A 20538-nucleotide genomic window follows, 5' to 3' on the forward strand; every position below is an offset into this window, starting at 1 on the left:
TTTACCCTCCACATCATTGTTCTGAGCTCAGTGACATAAATATAATCAAAAAAAACATTAAAATATAGACTTATATTTCATTTTGAATTATCATATAGATAGATTACGCCCCAAAATTCCTTTTACCTTTTCATACATCTATAATCCACCTGAATTGTGTCTGTATGAAAGTGTAAAACAAAAGAACTTACTTTACGTTGAACCATGTTCTATCGTAAAAATCAAAAATAATATAAACATTATAAGCGGTCGTAACCTTATGGATTATACAAGGTTACGACCGCTTATTTTATTGTTACATCATTTTTTGTTTTTAAAACTTCATCTATTGTGTTATGTAATCCTTCCAATCCCTTTTCTATCTCCCTATAATTTTCAACAATAAAAAATTCATTCGTCTCGATTTTCTTTCTCAATATTGCACCTCGTACAACAATCATGTAGCATTACCGTATCGAAGTAATGGTTTATCATCTTAAACCTTTCGACTAATTACCTGGAGGCAAAGTGATTGAAATGAATAAACAAGAACAATTAAATATTATAAAAAAAGATTTTATTGATTCTCAAAAAGTATTATTGGCAATTGGTGATGAAACACGTCAAGCTATTTTATTAGTGCTAATGGAAACAGAATGTCAAACAGGATTACGTGTAGGAGAAATCACGAAGCAAACACACCTTTCCCGTCCAGCAGTATCACATCACCTTAAGATTTTACGAGAAGCTGGCATTATTTTAATGAGAAAAGAAGGTACAAAGAATTTTTATTATATTGATATACGTACAAAATTAGGTTTATTAAAAAATCTTGTATTAGATATTGAGAAGCTATTGCAAAACTTTTATTAAAACTTGGAGGTATAAGATATGAAAGCAATGATAATTGATAGATATGGAAAAGTCCCAATGCGTATGGCAGAGGTACCTACTCCTGAAATTAATGAGTATGAAGTGCTCGCAGAAATTCATGCAGCTAGTATTAACCCAATTGATTTTAAAATACGTGATGGAAAAGTTAAAATGTTACTGAAATATGAAATGCCTCTAATCCTTGGGAATGACTTTTCCGGTGTCATCACGAAGGTTGGATCAAAAGTGACTCGTTTTAAAGTCGGTGATGAAATATATGCTCGTCCAAGAAAAAATAAGATTGGTACTTTCGCGGAGTATATAGCCATTCATGAAGATGATATTGCTTTAAAACCGAAAAATTTAAGTTTTGAGGAAGCTGCTTCGATTCCACTCGTTGGCTTAACATCATATCAAGCATTACATGACATCATGCAATTACAAAAAGGACAAAAGATTTTAATTCACGCCGGATCCGGTGGTGTTGGTACTTTCGCTATTCAGCTAGCAAAAATAATGGGTGCCATTGTTACAACGACTGCTAGTGAAGCTGGTGCGAATTTAGTAACGTCTCTTGGCGCAGATGAAATTATTAATTACAAAACAGAGAAATTTGAAGATATACTAAAAAATTATGATGCCGTATTTGATACAATCGGCGGTGCAACACTTGAAAAATCATTCAATATTATAAAAAGGGGAGGAAACATTGTTTCCGTTTCAGGCATGCCGAATGCTCGCTTCGGTAAAGAATTTGGTTCAGGATTCTTTAAAACTCTCTTATTTTCATTAGCCAGCAAAAAACTTACTGCACTTGAAAAAAAGCATAATGCTCAATATTCATTTTTATTTATGAAGCCAAGTGGGGGTCAATTACGTACTATTGCAAACTATATTGAAGCTGGTGAAATCAAACCGGTAATCGATCGAGTTTTCCCTTTTGAAGATGCGCAAAAAGCAATGGAATATTCCGAGGCTGGAAGAGCAAAAGGAAAAATAATTGTAAAAATTAAATAATAATAAAACCTCCATTTTCTTAAAATGGAGGTTTTAAATTTGCTGTTAAATAGACATAGTGCAATGAAGTCCTTACAATAGATTGCAAGGGGAAATATTATATTATACTTTTAGTTAACTTTACAAAGAATATATACGTACAAATACATAATTTAAAATACAAAAAGGAGGAGATACAATGACTAAAAATAATGAAACAGGTTGGAATTTAGATAATAGTTATACGACTTTACCACAATCATTTTATACAGAAATCCCCCCTACTCCCGTAAGTTCACCGGAGTTAGTTAAACTAAACCATTCATTAGCGATATCTCTTGGCTTAACCCCTGAAGAACTGAAAAAGGAAGCTGAAATTGCCATTTTCGCTGGCAATGGACTTCCAGAAGGAGCTCATCCATTAGCTCAAGCATATGCTGGTCATCAATTCGGACATTTTAATATGTTAGGCGACGGTCGTGCTCTTTTAATTGGCGAACAAATTACTCCTTCAGGTGAGCGTTTCGATATTCAACTGAAAGGTTCTGGCCCTACTCCCTATTCACGCCGAGGAGATGGCCGTGCTGCACTCGGTCCGATGCTACGTGAATATATTATTAGTGAAGCAATGTATGCACTTGATATTCCGACTACTCGCAGTTTAGCAGTTGTTACAACCGGGGAGCCAACATATCGTGAAACAAAATTACCTGGAGCAATTTTAACTAGAGTCGCTAGTAGTCATATACGGGTCGGTACATTTCAATATGCTGCAGCTCGTGGTTCAATAGAGGACCTGAAATCACTAGCTGACTATACGATAAAAAGGCATTATCCAGAAATTGAAGCTCATGAAAACCGATATACTGCATTACTACAAGAAGTCATTAAAAGACAAGCCAGTCTTATCGCAAAATGGCAACTTGTTGGATTTATTCACGGCGTAATGAACACTGACAATATAACAATCAGTGGCGAAACAATTGATTACGGTCCTTGTGCATTTATGGACAATTACGACCAAGGAACCGTATTTAGCTCTATTGACACACAAGGTCGTTATGCATATGGAAATCAACCATATATGGCCGCATGGGATCTAGCACGACTAGCTGAATCTTTAATACCAATTCTGCACGAAGATGAAGAAGAAGCATTAAAAATCGCTCAAGACGAAATTTCGAAATTTAGCGTACAGTATGAAAAACAGTGGTTCCTTGGAATGAAAAAGAAATTAGGACTATTTAGCAACGAAGAACAAGATCAATCACTTATTGAGCAACTTTTAAAAATGATGGAGAAATATAAAGCGGATTATACAAATACATTCCGTTCATTAACTCTTGATGCTATCGAAAATACAGCTCTATTTGAAAGTCCTGAATTTAAAGAATGGTACAAAATGTGGCAATCTCGATTAGAAAGACAAGAACAATCAAAAGAAAACGCCTACGAGATGATGAAAAATAATAACCCATCAATCATCCCGAGGAACCACCGTGTAGAAGAAGCACTAGAAGCAGCTGTTACAAATGAAGACTATAGCGTAATGGAGCAACTTCTTGAAGCTTTATCAAACCCTTATGCGTATTCTACAGATCAAGAAGAATACTGCATTCCGCCTGCACCGACGAATCGCCCTTATCGTACTTTTTGTGGGACTTGATTGTTTAATATGTAAAAAGGTGCGTTCATATAATTTGTGTGAACGCACCCTTTTTATATCCCCCCACTCAACTAAAACTTTAAAATACACATCCCCCGATGCCATTTCTTTAATCCAAAACAAATTCTACACTATTCCAATAGACTTACTCGTAAGCTTGTTAAACAAATATTGAGAAATATAAAACATCATTTCTAAATATTTTTATTTTTGATACTATATTTTATAAGAATATTCAAAAAGTGAGGGGATTTCATGAACGTTCAACTACAAGGTAATGAACAAATTACAAAATTATTTAATGACTGGTATAGAGCTATGTTACAGCATCAAACTACCCATGCAACAAAAATAAAAAAAGATATTGAAAATACCATCTCTAATTCAGAAGAAGATACAAACCTACAATTGTATTATTCACTTTTTAATTTCAGATACAAAATCTTAACAGATGGTTTAAATATTAATAAAGATGATTTTAATAAAATTGATTCTTTCCCACTTCCAGAGAATGGGCTATTTTCTTATTATTATCATTTTTTTAAGGCTATTCACAATACAATTATTGGAAACTACAATGCAGCAAAACACCTTTTCGAGAACGCTAAAAAGCTGCTAATACACGTATCTGACGAACTAGAGAATGCTGAATTTAACTACCGCTTAGCTGCCTATTATTATCAAACATATCAACCACTAGTAGCAATCCAATCTGCAAATGAAGCTAAAGCGATTTTTTCAAAACATATAAACTGTGAAATTAATGTTGCTTTGTGTGATAACATCTTTGGTTTATCTTGTATTGATTTAAAACAGTTTGAACAAGCTGAAATTAGACTTGATTCAGCATTAAATATTCTACAGAAGTATTCAGAGGAGACTTTATCATTAAGAGTACGACATAATTTAGCTTGGCTATATGCAAGTCAAAACCTTTCAGAGTTAGCAATGCGTCATATTTCAGAGGTTACAACTAAGCAACCAAATCACTTTAAAGCACTTTTTGTTGAAGCACGTGAATACTACAAGCTTGGAGAATATACCCAGGCTAAAGAACTTATAAAAAAAGGATTAAACATCTCAAATAAACTAGAAAACAAAGAGTTTCAATATCGTTTCATGATTTTAAGAGAACTAAATAATAAAACTTCTATAAATGATTTAGAAATGATAATTTTGGAAGGAATTTCTTACTTTAAAACAGAAAACCTTTGGGAATGTATACAAGAGTACACTGATGTTCTAGCAAATATGTTTTATGAAAAAGAAGACCATATAAAAGCTAATCAATACTTTTACATGGCCAATCAAGCAAGAAAAAAACATGAAGAAAAGGGAGCTTTGATATAATGAAAAAGATTAAATTGAGCATCATTGGCTTAGCTGTTATTAGCATCACAACTCTTGGGTTAAGCTTCACCTCAGAAACACCGAAAACACAGTTAGGATATGTAGCATTAAACATTGGGGACACCCCTGCACCACAAAGACCTGACCTTGTTCAATCTATTGACGTAAGTAAAGACTACAACTCAACAACAACTGAAAAAGCACTTTAAAAAATGAAAGACCTTCAATTAAGAAGGTCTTTTTAAATACGCTTATTTAGAATATTTCCCTTTCATGTAGGCTTTATTTTCTCATCAACTCCGCAATCCTCTTACTCTCCTCACTACCAACTTTCTCAAGTTTCTCCACAACTAAATTCCGTCTCTCTACAGAATGATTTTGACTTAACTTCGCTTTTCCTTCTATTTTATTTATCTTTATTTTGAATCCAACTATTCCCTTACTTAATCCTCCCATATAATTTGGATCTACATCATTAAGTGAGTAGGTGCTCTCTGGATCTTCATATTTATTTACTAAATCTTGAAGAGAATCTACTAATGTCTTCTCATCTTCAACAATTTCTAATTCACCATATACATGCACTGCAACGTAATTCCATGTTGGTACTGCATTGTTTGTTTCATACCATGACGGAGAGATGTAACTATGTGGTCCTTGAAATATAGCTAGTACTTGCTGAGTCCCAATATCTTTCCACTGTTCATTCGGTCGTGCGAAGTGACCATGTAAAGTAAGGGTCTCCCTATTTAGCAACAACGGCAAGTGCGTTGCATATGGTTCTCCGTTATGTTGAGAAAATAATGTCGCAAAGCTATTTTGTTCCATTATTTCGTACTTCATCTCTTCATCTTGTATTGCGAAATATTTTGGTATGTACATAAGCTCCCTCTTTTCCGCTCTTTTCTATTTTATTTCCTATTATATTTAGTAACCGCATCAATCAACAGGGCCAGTTTATATTTGTTTTATAATGGCAGCTTTCTATTTCAAAACAATAGGCAGCATGTATTCCATGCTGCCTTAGTTTATTTTTTCTAATATATTTGTAATAAATACGGTCTTACCTTCAATATAACTAGATCGATTTTTCGACTCTCTTGCTAACTCTTCCTTCAAGTTTCCATACTTATTAGCTACTTCAGTATGTTCACGAAGGTAATCTCGAAACGCTATATGCCTTCTCAACTCTTCACTATTTTTATCACACACATATAAATGATGTTCCATCCAAACTGTATTTCCCTCGTTCCATGGAACGAACATATCCTTTCTTCCAAATGCCTCTCTTCCTTTAAAGCTCCATTCTAACTGATGATAGTACCCTATCTTCTCAAGTTTTTTTACTACCTCATGAAAAATTTCGTACTCTTCTATTACAACATCAATATCTAGTATTGGTTTTGATGCAAGCCCTTTAACAGATGTACTCCCAACATGTTCAATGGATAAAATGCTGTCTTCCATCACATCGTTAATGAGAGTTTGTAGCTTATTAAATTCACTTTCCCATTTGATGTTATATTCTTCGATAGTAATTCTCTGTTTCAACGTATCCCTCTCCTCAAAAGCAATTATAATCTTTGAATATGAGTATCCTTAAAATCCGTCTCATATTTCAATCCATATCCAAACATTCGATCCATTCCAATATGTGCTGTCCATATTAAGCCAATCATTATAACGGTATCTATCTTAAAATAGACACCTATTAGAACAATTAATATGGATATGATATATGTATGACATACGTTATATATTTTCGCACCAACGTGATTATTGATCCCATACGCTAACATGGATAAATCCGGCGCAAAAAGGAATACAAAAAATATAATCCAACTAAACTCATATATTGAATACATATAAATCGTGGCTAAAAATACAACCATTCCTTCAAAATGTACAATACGTTTTTGCATTATTTATCATTCCTATTTTTCTATATTTATTGATACATTTTCATCGCTGAAAGTGTTCTTTGCATTTTTTGACCAGATGGTTGCTAATATTGGCCCTACAATGTTATGCCATACTGCCGCTAATACACTTGGGAGTGCAGCAGCCGGTCCACAATGCAAAATACTTTCCAGCTATATTACTTATCGCTTCTAGTACTTTCATCCAATCAGCCCCTATCTTTTAATTGAAACACCTTATTCGGATTCAAAATATTTTGCGGATCAAGAGCTTTCTTTATTTTCTCCATTACAAATAATGCTGCCCCATGCTCTTCTTCTTGATACTTTCGTTTTCCGATTCCAACGCCATGTTCTCCTGTACACGTTCCTCCTCGTTTAAGAGCATACTGAACGATACTTTCATTTATTTCGTCTGCCTTCTTCACTTCCTCTTTATCATTTGTATCAATCATTAAGAGTACATGGAAATTCCCATCCCCAACATGACCGAGAATACCGCCAATAAGCCCTACTTTATCTAATACCTCTTTCGCATGTTGAATCGCTCCAGCTAATTCCGAAATTGGCACACATACGTCTGTACTCATTAGCTTTTTACCAGGATAACTATGCACGTAAGAGTACGCTAAGTTATGCCTTGCATCCCACAGTTTATTTCTCGCTGCTGTTTCCATCTCAAACGCAATTTCTATACATTTATGATCAAGAACGATTTCTTTCGTAAATTCAATATCTTGCTTTAACCCTGCTTCATTGCCGTGGAACTCTACAAACAGTGTCGGTTCTTCTCTGTAACTTGTTTCATTGTAATGATTTACTTGTTTCATAGATAATTCATCAACGAGTTCAATTCTCGCGATTGGAATACCTGCTTGTAATATGTTAATTACAGCTTCTACTGCATCATTTATAGTTGGAAACGATGCCCTCGCAGCCATAACATGTTCTGGTATACCGTATACTTTTAAAGTTAACTCCGTGAAACATCCAAGTGTTCCTTCTGAGCCTACGAAAATACCATTTAAATGATAACCTGATGATGACTTCGCCGCTAAATTCCCGGTATGTATTACTACTCCATCAGCAAGAACGACTTCTAAATCTCGAACTTGATCACGCATTACCCCATACTTTACCGCTGTCGTTCCGCTCGCATTTGTAGCAGCCATTCCTCCTAACGTTGCATCAGCTCCTGGGTCTACACTAAAAAACAATCCATACTTTTTCAATTCTTTATTAAGCTGAGAGCGCGTCACCCCTGGCTGTACTCTCACAAGAAAATCCTTTTCTCTTATTTCAAGTATTTTGTTCATAAGAGAAAAGTCCATTGTAATTCCTTTTTCGTAAGGGATTACATGTCCCTCTAAACTGGATCCTACTCCAAATGGAACGACAGCTGTTCCGTGCTGACTCGCTATTTTCATTATCGCGCTAACTTCTTCGGTTGTTTTTGGAAAAACAACTACATCAGGTAAACTACTACTATGGTAAGATTCATCTTTACTATGTAACTCTCGTACTGTCATATTTATTACTACTCGATCTTCAGGAAGTATGCCTTTTAATTCATTTACTACATGTTCAATTGTTATTTCCATAATCAACTCTCCTTTTTAATTTTAAAACAAGTATACCATCTTTATACTAAATAATTAGAAAAATAAGATTATTAAATCTGAACATACAAAAAAGAACCTGTAGCACACGCTACAAGTTCTTTTTTACTACATTTTAAACGATTTCTTTATTAACAACATAAACCAAATTAAAGTAACTGCCATCAACGAATGAGAAAACCCTACAATATAAGTTAACCCTTTAAAGTCAGCTCCATTTAACTGAAGAAGCCCTCTCGCTGCTAGCGAACCTAACATTAATGTTAATGCAATGTTATGTAAAACAAACCACTTATTAAACCCTTGCACTTCATGAAATGCGAATACTTTTGCTAATCCTAAAGCAATTAAAAAGAAGAAAAAGCCAAGTACAAGTGTATGTGTATGCAAAAGATTTAACAAAGTAGATCCTAAAATCCCTTTATACTTACCATACTCCCTAGCGAAAATCCCTGATAATAAACCGATAATCAAATACGTAAACGATGCATTATATAATTTCTTCATTATGTACCTCCTTGAGTAGAATGTGTAGTGTGTCATATTTAGTAATAATGATAGTTATATAGTAAAAACTCCTAGTCACCTAGGAGTCATTGTATAAGTATCTCACTCTTTACAATCAATCCTAATTATAAAATATCTCTCTATACAAAACAAACGAACTTTATGTGAACAAACACCCCCATTAAAATATGTTGCACTTTTGTTTTACACAATCCATACTAATTGTTATAACTTTTTAAAGGTGGTGTAATAATTGATAGTTCTTGAAACCGAACGTCTAAATCTTCGTTGGTTTGATATAAAAGACGCTTCTTTTATTCTTGAGTTAGTAAACGATCCTGCATGGATTCAGTTTATCGGTGACAAAGGGGTTAGAAACTTAGAAGATGCAAAAAATTATATTGTAAACGGTCCCATCGATATGTATAACAAACTCGGATTTGGCCTTTACTTAGTAGAACGAAAAGAAGATCTCACTCCACTTGGTATGTGTGGCCTTATTAAAAGAGATTCATTAGAAGACGTTGATATCGGATTTGCCTTTTTAGAAACATTCCGTTCAAAAGGATATGGCTACGAGTCAGCTTCTGCGATAATCGAATACGGTGTACAAAAGCTCGGCATGAAACGAATTGTAGCAATTACTTCTATAGATAACATTGCCTCAGGAAAGCTTTTAGAAAAAGTAGGATTACGATTTGAGAAAATCATTTCAGATTCAGGAGAAGATTTAAAATTATTTGGGTATAACGCATAGTAAAAAAGGTCGCCTTGAATGGCGACCTTTTTTACTACTTTACTGATCTCGTAATAATACTTTTAGTTACATTATAGTTTTGCAGTAATTCTTGTGATTACCACTATTCCTTTCATATCACATTTTTGGAAATTCATAGAAATAAAACTTTCACTTCTAAATAAATTATATTAATATATTAAATAAAGGAAGTGAAAATAAATGGGACAACCGCTATTTTTATTAGTTCTTCAATTCATTGCATTTATATTAATTATTTGTATCGTATATGGAATCTTGTACAATACCGTATTGAAATTAAATATGCCTAAATGGACTGCACATATAGTAGCTACGGTATTTTCACTTGGTATCGCCTATCAAGCTTTTATAAATTTCATTTGAATAACCTTTTTAGCAATTACTTCTATTGTTGATGCAGTAAAGCTTTTAGAAAAGCAGGATTGCAATTTGAGAAGATTATTTCAAAATCAGGAAACGTAGCCATTTTTTTATAAAGTCTGTCCTGCGCAAAATAGTGAAGACGTTATTTTCGCTGAAAATGTGTTTGCATAACAAGAAATGAATTTAATTGATCCTGCAAAAATTTTATTTTAAATCAAAGATATGTAAGAAAATAAGCACATCCTGTTAAAAAACAGATGTGCTTATTTTTTAATTTCTATGCATTTTTACGTTTCAAGAAAATAACTCCACCAACAATTAACAGTAATGCGCCTGCAACCATAGAGATCCAACTTGTAAGATTAGTACCTGTTTGCGGTAACCATCCAATTTTAGATTGAATTTCTTGCTTAGGTTGTGGTTGTTCTTTTACTTGCTCGTTAGGCTGCTCTGGTGTTGAAGTATTTTTATCTGAATTTGGCTGTTCTGGTTTAGGTTGTTCCGGCTTTGCCTCTTTAAATTTCACTGTTTGTCCCTTATCTTCAATTTCAGCGTGAATAGCTACTAATATATTATCTTGATACAGTTCTTCAAACACGACTACTTCTTTACCTTGTAATGCAGAAGCATTAAATGTGAAATCTAGTGTGATAGAACCATTCTTCTCTTTAGCAATAAACTTAGATTCTACTGTTACTTCTTTACCATCAACTAATAATGGCTTGTTTGTTGCTTTATCCATCAGTTTACCTTTTACAACATACTCTTTGCCCACGATTAAGTCTTTGTATTCCACTGTATCTTGGATTGTTACAGATTTAGAAGCGTCTAACTCTTTAGAACCATCAGCTTTGTTTGTTGCTGTCGTTTTTACTGATGGCTTAACGAACTTAACTGTTTGACCTTTATCATTGATATCAGCATGTGTCGTAACAACTTTTCCGTCTTTCAGTAACTCTTCGAATACTACTACTTCTTTTTCTTCTAAACCAGTTGCATCAAAAGTGAAATCTAGTGTAATAGAACCATTTGCTTCTTTTGGTGTAAACTTCGTTTCAGCAGTTACTTCTTTACCATTTACAACTAATGGTTTATTAGTCTCTTTATTCATTAATTTACCTTTTAAAGTGTACTCTTTACCTACTTGTAGGTCTTTGTATTCCACTTTATCTTGGATTGTTACAGACTTAGACGTGTGCATTTCTTTTGTACCATCTGTTTTATCAGTAGCTGTTGTTTTTATTGAAGGAATCTTTTCATCTTTGACAATGTGTTTAATGATTTGACCATTCTCTTTAATTTCAAAAGAGAACGTTTCTTCATTTAATACATAACCTTTTGGTGCAACAGTTTCTTTATATGTGTATTTTCCAAATGGTAATTTTTCAAATTTAGCGATTCCTTTATCGTCTGTTTTTCCTTTTACTACTTCTTTTCCTGCTTCGTTATAAATCGTAAATTCTGCATTTGGAAGCTTGTTATTTCCGTAAGGTAAGCACCCAGCGCCTTTTTGTATTTCTACAATAGGTTTCCAAATACTCCCTCCCAAACCGTACGTACCCCTCTCGAGGTATACGGCTTTCCACCTATCCATCTAATCTTCCTGCGTGTAGGTCTCGATGGCATTTTTCACATAGAGCTAACGTTTTTCGCTGTCTGGCTATCATTTGTTGTTCCCATAGCTTTTTCCCCTTTAAGTCTTTTAACTTTCTTATGTGATGAATATGAATTTTAATTCCTTTTGACTCACACCATTCACATTTTTCAGCCAAAAGTCTTTCAGTTAGGCTAGTTCGCCATGTGTATGTTAATGTATTGGGAATTTCATCAATATTTATATTTTTATCTTTAATACTCTTGACCCACTGAAATCCCTCATGATATAAGAATCGTGTTTTTATTCCATTTTTAGTTTTATATGTAACAGCGAATTTTCCATTAATGTTATATTTTTTACGTATTTTACCGATTGATGTTTTATATTTGGCCGCGAAAGTTTTATACATGCTATATTCCATAATGTATTTAAAGTTATTGAGAGTACTTACATTACAGGCTAGTTTGAAATAGTTATACAGTCCTCTAATTTCAGCATTATATATACTTAAAATTTCAAGGTCGTCTTTAGTGATTAAGTAAGCCCTATGTTTAGGTTTCCATGTATTCTCTTTTGTAATAAAAAGAACATCTAAAGCTAGTAACTTCTCAAACCATATGTCTTTAGATAGTTGTAAATGACATACTCCTAGCTGCGTTCTTCTAAGATAACCTCTTTTCGTTTTCTTTACTTGTAAGGAGCGATTTATTTTAATATCATAACTGAGAAATTTAGCTGCTTTACTACTATGCGTGATAAGAGTTTTATCTAGGGATAGCTCAAGACCGAGGTGATTTCGAAGAAATTTATGTATATCTTCTTTGAGTCGTATAGCCTCTTCTTTACTCCCTATTACTCCTAGAATAAAATCATCTGCGTATCTGACGTACTGTAGCCTTTTATAGTTTTCATCCATTGGTTCGCCCTGAGATATAGCTCTTTTCATACTTGATATTTCTTTACATTTTTTCTTAATTTCTTGTTTCTTTTTCTCATCTAATGTATGCCAATGTTCTCTACATTTCCTTTTCAATGTCATTTCTCTGGCATGCAACGTCCCATACTGCTTTGTTTGTCGTCTTTTCTGTCCCCTATCAAAATTAAGTTTATATTTTTCAATATATGTATCTAATTCATTTAGATATATATTGGCAAGAATAGGGCTGATAATTCCACCTTGCGGAGTTCCACTATATGTATTGTGAAATACCCAATTTTCCATATACCCAGCTCTCAGAAACTTCCAGATTAGGTTAATAAATTTTTCATCCTTAATATTTCTACGCAATAGTTTAATGAGTATATGGTGATGAATATGGTCGAAAAAACTTTTGATATCTCCTTCAATAAACCATTTGACTCCATTGAAGGTATTTTTACACTGCATTAAAGCAGTGTGGCAGCTTTTATTTGGACGAAATCCGTGAGAAGATGTAGAGAAATGCTTCTCGTAAATAGCTTCAAGTATGTTTTTTACTATTTCTTGTATGAGCTTATCCTCAAATGAAGGTATTCCCAATGGCCGTTTATTTCCATTTCTTTTAGGAATATATACTCGTTTAACCGGTGTAGGCTGATACGTTTGTGCTTTAAGCTGGCTAATTAACTCAGCAATTCGGTCCACATTCATTCCATCTATCGTTTTGTCATTTACTCCCGCTGTAAGATTCCCTTCTTTCGCATACATCTTCTGATAGGCCAAATAATAAAATTCTGGGTTATAGAGATTGCGATATAACTTTTCAAATACGTAATGCTCTTTTGTTGCATGGGAAGATAGATTATCTAAAACTATTTTTGGATTTCTCATAGCGTCTCACACACTTTCCAATTTTGTTTTAAGATAGAATAGGCTGTTTCCCTTCGCCATGTATTAGGCTTTCCCCAACTCAGACTACTACGAAAACTCCGTTACCTTGTCAATTTTTCATGAGTCACACTTCTTGGCAGTGCCTTGAAGTCATTCTCAATAGCCTGTAATAATATTAGGCATTTTGATTTAGGTAATCCCCGTTTATCACTTTAACAACTGGCTTTCTACAATATCGGGTGTGACTTTCGCCTTTTTCCTCTTATGGAGGATGGGTGGTCCTGGATCACTAGGATTAAGAACGCGGACGGTATTCTTTTCCCTGCATAGAGTTTGGTTCCAACTCTATTGGGACCATGTAACGTTTCTAACTATCTTTCGCTACTAGCGACATTATACTCCCTCAGGCTATCATTCAAGCAGTTTAGCTTTCATCCTTGTTTGTAGTATTTCACCTTGCTCTTCAGTCTTGACGGGATAGTTCGCCAACTTAGAGCTTTATCAACATGCTATTGTCCCCTTCCGATTTCTCTTTCAGGTTAGTTGATTGATGATAGGGTATACATGTGATCTTTCCCTACATTAGTGCCACCTAATGATTTGTTAAAGCGACCCTACGGGCGCACATCAGCTACATCTACCTTTGTAATTTCTAGATCACCTTTGATAAGATGATTAACTGCCAATAACTCAATAATCTTCCCATGTTCCTTTATTTCGAACATAATTGGTTCTTTAACAAGAACGTAACCATGTGGAGAAGCCTTTTCTACAAATGAATATTTACCATACGCTAAATCTTTGACGTTAATCTCACCATTTTTATCTGTCTTATATTCCCCAACTACTTTTCCGCTTGCATCTTTTAGCTCGAATGCTGCACCTTCTAATTTTTTACTAATATCTTCATTATCTACTTTTAGTAATTTTACACTACCTTTCACTTCGGTATTTTCCACTGTAAAAGTAAGTGTTTTATTGTGCTCTTTAATTTCAAAAGGATACTTTGTTTTATTTCCAATATATCCATTAGGTGTTTTTGTCTCTAAGAAATAATATTTACCATACGTAAGACCTTCAACGTTTGCAATTCCATTTTCTTTTGTTACTACTTTTTTCACTTCTTTTCCATCTTCAGTGAAGACTGTGAATTCAACATTTGGTAAAATCTTTCCTGAATCACTAAGCTTTTTAATTTCGATGTTACCTTTTACTTTGTTATTTACTATTTGGACAGCTCCTGTTTCTCCTGTCTTAACTTCAATAGTTTGTGGTTTATCATCTGAAACATAGCCTGTTGGTGCTTTAATTTCTTTTAATGTGTAAGTACCAATTGGTAAGTTGTTTAATTCTGCCATACCATCAGCACCAGTCGTGATTTTTCCGACTGATTCATTATTTACATTAAAGACCTCAAATACTGCACCAGCTAAAACTTCTCCATTTTCTCCAACCTTTTTAATTTTTAAAGAACCAGCTGCTTCCCAATTTACTGCAAGATCACTACTAAGCTTTTCTTCATTTCTTTCTAATAGTACTGTAGCGTTCTGAACAGTATCCGTACCACGGTAAGCAATTGCTTGAACTTTAGTTAAATTAGCAGCAACACTTAAATTAAATTCACCCGTTTTTGTATTCTTAGGAATTTGGATACGAAATTTTTCTCCAACTGAAAGCTGATCTTTCACTTCTCCATTTTCACTAACAATTCTAACTCCATTAGGTGCATTTTTCGCTACTACCTTATAAGAACCACTCTTAGCATTTGTTTGTACTGAATATAGATTTGTTTCGAAGAATTCACCCTTTAATTCTGCTTTTTGCTTTTCAGCAGGAATCACATTCATAAAAACATCTTGAGTCTCTTCACTATTATTAGCATTACTAATAATAGCCTTAGCTGCTTTTTCAACATTTTTATTCTCATGTTTTAATTCATTTACATCGAGTTGACCTAATGCATTCCAAACCGCAAGTTGCGTTGCATAATGCGCTTCATTTTTATTAGCTACTCCCAGCTGTTCAGCACTTTTTTGCGGGAAACCATTTAATAAGACTCTATATACTACATTATCTGTTTTCCCCATTTCAGGAAGATCTTCACCATTTGGTGATTTTAATCCAAGGGTTAAGCAATAAGCAATTTGACCACTTGAATTTTTAATCATTTCAGTGCGAATGTACTTACCTAGACTATTACTATAACTCCAGTCCATTGATATTTCTCATGCGTCATAACCTCTGCACTATCCCTAGGTAAAAATACATTAAGGAATAATGCCAGTACTGATAATAATGTAAAAACTCTTATAATGACTCTCTTACCCAATTTTGTAACCTCCCTAGAATAAATTAATCCGAGTATATATCGCAATATCTAAAACATTCACGATCGACCCATTTATCATTATAAAACAATAAATTACAAATATTAAATAATTTTAATAAAATAGTCAAAAAATTTACACATTTTATTATTTATCAAGTTTTTTAACGAATTTACTATATACAAATTCTAAAACACGTCTACAATTTAAAAGACAAATATGTATGTTAAATATATAAATAGCAATTCCTTTACTCCAGTTATTAAGCTTTCCCCATATAATTTAGCGGAATGTTACATCATCTTTATTTTAATATGTTTTATAGTAGACATTCTCTAGTTGACACAATCTAGTAGGTTAGCAATGGGAATATCAAAATATATTTATAATTATTTTCTGTTTAATAGCAAAAAACAAAAAACGAACACCCTCTCCCAATTAGATAAGGTGCTCGTTTTCATTTTTATCGGTAATTCTCAATTCAATTTAGCTTCTTTCCAATAAGTAAAGATTAAATTAACTTAAAAACAAAGCGTTTTAAATTTAATTCATAGATCTTACTGAAACTTGGAATTGCCCCTTAGAACCATCATCATTTGAAACGTAAATTTTATATGTTCCATTCGGTAATGGAGATAAAGCATTCCGTACATTTGTAACATTAATTTGTTGTTCTCCAGGTTTTATATAACCACCAACAATTAGCTCTGTATTTGGACCTTTTACACTATATCCCATTGTATTTTGACCATTATTTTTCATAGAGAAGCTTAAGTCAGTACTCCCATCATATACGAAAGAAGTTACAGCCTCACCACTATAATCCATTGTTTGGGTTAATAATAAGTCTGCAGAAACATGTTCAACTACATGAATTGGATCATTCGTTTTGTGTACTTCTTCAGCATAAGTATTATTCCCTAACACACCAAGTGTTAATGCTGAAACTACTCCACAACTAAGCACTAGTTTATTTAACTTCATTTTAAGTTCCCCCTTGATGTTTGTATTCTATTACCATCATACATCCTTTTTTAAGTGCGTTTTTATGTAATAATTCATATCTATAAACCTATATATATTAACTTTCCGCCTTAATAGTTATTGAGAAAGCCACATAGATAAAGCTACAATATTACACTTCATAAAAAACATGTAAATTTTAAAGTCTTTTTCTAGCAACAGAAAAAGGAACTGGGCTTGGTACTATGATTGCTTATAGTATTATTAGAGAATTAAACGGAGATATAGAAATAGAGAGTGAATTAGGTAAAGGGACACGCTTTTCTATTAGTATCCCTTGCTAATGTGATAACAATTTTCTGTTTAGTTAATTACATAAATGAATTTTAAGAATCCCGCTAGCTAGCTTACTTATTAATTATCTTAAATTCATATGCGTTAATTAAATATAATAAGGATCAGAGCTTATCTATTGTTACAGATACACTCTGATCCTTTAGTTTAACTACATTAAACGCACTTAATATTTATAACTTTTCTTACATCGTGATGAAATACTAGTTCATCGATTTTATCTCATTTACTGATTAGATTTGTTTAATGTAAATATAATATCTCGCGATACTTAATTTGTTATTATCATTAGGGACATTTCCTGCAGTTGTTTTTTCATTAAAGTACAGACCTTGTGCCATTCATTGAAAAAGACAACTCCCTTTTTACTACTTCACTTCCACCGTATAATTCCCTGTTCCACCACCATACTGATACACATGTAAATAATACTTCCCTGGATATGTGTAGTAACTACCTACTAGTTTATTCCCTTGTTGCTGAGCATACGTAACATAATTATTTAAATCTGCTGCAGAATAAAGTACCCAGTTCATTCCGATATTATTTTCATTCGTTACGTTAATTTGAAGGTTTTTAGCATTCTCCACATTAATTTCAAAGAAGTCACTTGTATCGCCATTTCCTAAACTAGCACGTAAAACTTGATTTAACTGCAGTTTGTTTGCTGTTTGGAATGAGTTATTCGGTTCTTTTTCTACACTGTTATCTTCTTTCTTTTGAACAGTTACAGTCGCTGTAGCAGTATTAGTTGCTCCTTTATCGTCTGTTACCGTTAATTTCGTCGTATACGTTCCTTCTTTTGTATATACGTGAGTTGGATTTTGCTCATTACTTACTGCTCCATCACCAAACTCCCATCTATACAAAGTAATTTTCCCGTCTTCATCTTTTGATCCGTCGCTTTTAAATGAAATTGCTTCATTTACATTTCCACTATACGGACCATTTATAACTGCAACTGGTGCTTTATTCTCTGCACCTTCTTCTGTATTAATACCGTGAAACACAACATCATATTCAAATTGTCCTGATGCATTCACGCGATAATTTACGAAGTATGCTGTTACTGTTTTATAGCCTGTCCATTCCTTTACACTTAAACGTTTTAACGTATCATTAACGTTTTGTGTAATTGTTTTCCAATCTTCGTATTCTCCTTTTGCTGCAGTTCCTGTATATGTTCCTTGTAGTGTGAATGTATTAAAGAACTGTGATTTATTTTTCTTCACTGATACATTTTTCAATTTTGCTTCCGCTGTTATTTCTGCTGCAATATCTGAAACTGGCTTCGATGCATGATTCGCTAAATAATCGTCTGATACTAATGGCACATTATACTTCTCACGATTATCAACTAGCATTTGCATATAGTCTTGATATTCTTTATTTAAATTCGCATCTTTACTTAATGTAGAGCGATATGCATCATATGCTGTTACATCATTTTTCCTAATAAGATCATGTATTTTATCGAACATATCATATCTCTTATTGTACATATACGATTGTAAAGCAAAGGAATAATTATAGAAATCCCACGTTCCATACTTTGCATTTAACGTTCGCTCTGCCGTATAACGCTCTGCTGGATTTGAAGATAATCCTCCTATAATACTCTTTCTCGGTACAACATTATCCGTTCTCGTTGCCCCTGCAAAAAATTCAGCATTTCCTTCTTCAAACCAAGATAATCTTTCATTTTCATATATTTTTCCTTGTCCCCATAATCCTGGTACTTCATATCTACCTTGTAAATAATGCGTGAACTCGTGCCGGAATAATTCTTCTAAACTATAAATACTTTCTTCTGGCGTACGCTCATAAGTAAAGAACGTACCTGTTCCTTCTATATAAAGACCACCGTTATTCGTTTCATAACCGTACAATTGACGATTAAATTGATATTCTGCTGGGCTATTATAAATAACCATCGTTAGTACATCATCAGGATTTCCATTTTCTAAAGGTTGATCACTTTCAACCGTACGATGGAATTGTGCCTTCACTTCTTTTGCCGCCCAATATAAACGTTTTACTTTTTCTTCTGTCACTTTATCTCCAGCTTTTAAAACAATTGCCCCATCATCAAACGTATACGTTTTTGGCAAATATTTTTTCTTTCCATCTTCTCTTATTTGATCTAAATTCACCACTTTACCATTTGCATCTTTTCCGCCATAATTCGTTGCGATTTGCTCAGCAGCTACGAAATATTGCTCCCCTAAATACGGATAAATTTTCATCGCATCTGTTACAACTTGTAACCCTTTCGTTCCTGTACTATGGAATGTACCAAGTCTACCTGTATAATAAATGCCATTATTAATAAGCCAACCGTTTTTTGCTGTAATCGTTCCCATTAATGCAAAACGACTTAGTTCATTAATATAACTATCTATTTTCTGATACCATACTGTATCTTTCGGAGCTTTCCTCGTATCGTACAAATACGATTGAATGTCGTAATCAACACCTTGCATAATATCGTAAATAGCATTTCCAGCTGAAAGATTATCTACTAATGTAGAAAAATTATCATTATATTGTTTGAAAATTTTTGCAGCTGATGTTATCGTTTCCACATCACTCGAAGCGTTTCCTATTAACTTTCCGTATGATGATACCACTCTATTTTGCTCTAATGTACCCAGCTTGAAATTTGAATTGTTAGCTATCGCTTTTAATGCAGGTAAGCATTTATCATGATAACTCCGTTCATTTAATTTACTAAGTTCCGAATTATAAAATCCTAAATAAAATCCTGAACGCAATACCTCCACTAATGTCTCAATCCCTTTTGAATCATCCTTCGTATAGGCTTGTCCTTGCTGCTTCAATTTATCAATAATCGCCTGCATCCTACTATCATTTTGATAGAATGCTAGACTGTCTGTATTAAACTGAAATAGCCCCGTAATTTGCTCCCAATCAATTGTTACAAGTAAATCTACTAACTGCTGATTGCTTAATTGATTTAATTCAGCAATTGTATAAGTTTTCGCTACAGCTAATTGCTTACTTTCTTTTTTCACCTCAGGTGGTCTTTGTGATAAATCGGCAAATTGTAACCTTTTCTCAAAAGACTTGCTTTCGAGCACTTTCGATGAATGAGCTAATTCTTGTACTGGTAGTTGTACACCGACTGGCTCCATTTTGAGCACATTTCGATAAGAAACTTGCTCTCCCTTAGTATCTTCTGCCAAACTGACCCCTTGAAAACTCCCTAACATTAAACTAGCAAAACTTACCCCTACTAACATGTTCTTTGAATAGCCTTTCATGCTCTCCCCTACCTTACATTTTTAGTGTCCCGCTCCATTATTTTACTATTTTCGCTTTTTGTCCTGTATTGAGAAAAAATAAGGTAACGTTCACACATGTATCCATTCCATGTAAAATTAACGCTTGACTTTCCGTGCATTTTATATCAAAAA

The 20538-nt window shown here is 33.6% G+C and carries 16 protein-coding genes and 4 pseudogenes; 8 read left to right on the plus strand and 12 right to left on the minus strand.

Translation table 11 applies throughout. The annotated features are described in order from the left end of the window. Positions 1 to 284: 284 nt before the first annotated feature. Positions 285 to 416 (minus strand): hypothetical protein, encoded by a 132-nt coding sequence (locus AC3WVZ_RS15710; protein WP_001227549.1) that lies wholly within the window; start codon positions 414 to 416, stop codon positions 285 to 287. Between the two features lie 91 nt (positions 417 to 507). Here AC3WVZ_RS15710 and AC3WVZ_RS15715 point away from each other — a divergent pair, with 91 nt between their 5' ends. The 5 genes from AC3WVZ_RS15715 to AC3WVZ_RS15735 all read left to right on the plus strand — a co-directional run bounded on the left by AC3WVZ_RS15715 (position 508) and on the right by AC3WVZ_RS15735 (position 5073). Next, entirely contained in the window at positions 508 to 852 is a 345-nt protein-coding gene (locus AC3WVZ_RS15715) for an ArsR/SmtB family transcription factor (protein ID WP_000571870.1), read from the plus strand. Positions 853 to 870: 18 nt separating this feature from the next. Beyond that, entirely contained in the window at positions 871 to 1869 is a 999-nt protein-coding gene (locus AC3WVZ_RS15720; RefSeq protein ID WP_063220831.1) for an NADP-dependent oxidoreductase, read from the plus strand. A gap of 178 nt (positions 1870 to 2047) precedes the next feature. Further along, entirely contained in the window at positions 2048 to 3514 is a 1467-nt protein-coding gene (locus AC3WVZ_RS15725; protein WP_063220830.1) for a protein adenylyltransferase SelO, read from the plus strand. 255 nt (positions 3515 to 3769) lie between these two features. Continuing rightward, entirely contained in the window at positions 3770 to 4864 is a 1095-nt protein-coding gene (locus tag AC3WVZ_RS15730) for a response regulator aspartate phosphatase (protein WP_233935057.1), read from the plus strand. Next, positions 4864 to 5073 (plus strand): hypothetical protein, encoded by a 210-nt coding sequence (locus AC3WVZ_RS15735; protein WP_000721430.1) that lies wholly within the window; start codon positions 4864 to 4866, stop codon positions 5071 to 5073. Before AC3WVZ_RS15730 ends, AC3WVZ_RS15735 begins: the two co-directional genes overlap by 1 nt. A 73-nt stretch (positions 5074 to 5146) precedes the next feature. On the opposite strand, the gene AC3WVZ_RS15740 is transcribed toward AC3WVZ_RS15735, so the two are convergent. From AC3WVZ_RS15740 to AC3WVZ_RS15765, 6 genes and pseudogenes are all read right to left on the minus strand, one after another. Beyond that, positions 5147 to 5746, minus strand: a complete 600-nt coding sequence (locus AC3WVZ_RS15740; RefSeq protein WP_000275796.1) for an FMN-binding negative transcriptional regulator — start codon at positions 5744 to 5746, stop codon at positions 5147 to 5149. Positions 5747 to 5887: 141 nt separating this feature from the next. Then, complete coding sequence (locus AC3WVZ_RS15745) at positions 5888 to 6415, minus strand: GrpB family protein (RefSeq protein WP_059303544.1); 528 nt, start codon at positions 6413 to 6415, stop codon at positions 5888 to 5890. A 23-nt stretch (positions 6416 to 6438) separates the two neighbouring features. Continuing rightward, positions 6439 to 6786: a DUF4260 domain-containing protein gene (locus tag AC3WVZ_RS15750; RefSeq protein ID WP_001172060.1), complete on the minus strand. Its 348-nt coding sequence runs from the start codon at positions 6784 to 6786 to the stop codon at positions 6439 to 6441. A gap of 12 nt (positions 6787 to 6798) precedes the next feature. Continuing rightward, a pseudogene (locus AC3WVZ_RS15755) lies at positions 6799 to 6942 on the minus strand (bile acid:sodium symporter family protein); the annotation flags it as partial. A 50-nt stretch (positions 6943 to 6992) separates the two neighbouring features. Then, the gene (locus tag AC3WVZ_RS15760; protein WP_000406573.1) at positions 6993 to 8384 is read right to left on the minus strand and encodes an FAD-binding oxidoreductase; all 1392 of its coding nucleotides are present in this window, start codon (positions 8382 to 8384) and stop codon (positions 6993 to 6995) included. Between the two features lie 126 nt (positions 8385 to 8510). Next, positions 8511 to 8909, minus strand: a complete 399-nt coding sequence (locus AC3WVZ_RS15765; RefSeq protein ID WP_000737896.1) for a DUF2871 family protein — start codon at positions 8907 to 8909, stop codon at positions 8511 to 8513. A gap of 253 nt (positions 8910 to 9162) precedes the next feature. Here AC3WVZ_RS15765 and AC3WVZ_RS15770 point away from each other — a divergent pair, with 253 nt between their 5' ends. Together AC3WVZ_RS15770 and AC3WVZ_RS15775 are read left to right on the plus strand one after the other, a co-directional pair. Continuing rightward, positions 9163 to 9666 carry a GNAT family N-acetyltransferase gene (locus AC3WVZ_RS15770; protein ID WP_000636213.1) on the plus strand — a complete coding sequence of 168 codons (504 nt, stop codon included), beginning with the start codon at positions 9163 to 9165 and terminating at the stop codon, positions 9664 to 9666. Positions 9667 to 9867: 201 nt separating this feature from the next. Further along, positions 9868 to 10050 carry a hypothetical protein gene (locus AC3WVZ_RS15775; RefSeq protein ID WP_000531430.1) on the plus strand — a complete coding sequence of 61 codons (183 nt, stop codon included), beginning with the start codon at positions 9868 to 9870 and terminating at the stop codon, positions 10048 to 10050. 277 nt (positions 10051 to 10327) lie between these two features. On the opposite strand, the pseudogene AC3WVZ_RS15780 reads toward AC3WVZ_RS15775, so the two are convergent. The 4 genes and pseudogenes from AC3WVZ_RS15780 to AC3WVZ_RS15795 all read right to left on the minus strand — a co-directional run. Next, positions 10328 to 11536, minus strand: a pseudogene (locus tag AC3WVZ_RS15780) (VaFE repeat-containing surface-anchored protein); the annotation flags it as partial. A 100-nt stretch (positions 11537 to 11636) separates the two neighbouring features. Then, complete coding sequence (locus AC3WVZ_RS15785; RefSeq protein ID WP_233935059.1) at positions 11637 to 13457, minus strand: reverse transcriptase/maturase family protein; 1821 nt, start codon at positions 13455 to 13457, stop codon at positions 11637 to 11639. Between the two features lie 626 nt (positions 13458 to 14083). Then, a pseudogene (locus tag AC3WVZ_RS15790) lies at positions 14084 to 15786 on the minus strand (SpaA isopeptide-forming pilin-related protein); the annotation flags it as partial. Positions 15787 to 16327: 541 nt separating this feature from the next. Beyond that, complete coding sequence (locus tag AC3WVZ_RS15795; RefSeq protein ID WP_000773522.1) at positions 16328 to 16768, minus strand: hypothetical protein; 441 nt, start codon at positions 16766 to 16768, stop codon at positions 16328 to 16330. A gap of 188 nt (positions 16769 to 16956) precedes the next feature. Between AC3WVZ_RS15795 and AC3WVZ_RS15800 the strand changes: the two are divergent. Beyond that, positions 16957 to 17091: pseudogene (locus tag AC3WVZ_RS15800) on the plus strand (ATP-binding protein); the annotation flags it as partial. A gap of 378 nt (positions 17092 to 17469) precedes the next feature. Here the strand turns inward: AC3WVZ_RS15800 and colA are convergent. Further along, complete coding sequence (gene colA / locus AC3WVZ_RS15805; RefSeq protein ID WP_072770238.1) at positions 17470 to 20385, minus strand: collagenase ColA; 2916 nt, start codon at positions 20383 to 20385, stop codon at positions 17470 to 17472. Between the last annotated feature and the right edge of the window lie 153 nt (positions 20386 to 20538).

The organism is Bacillus sp. CPT56D-587-MTF, assembly GCF_058792335.1.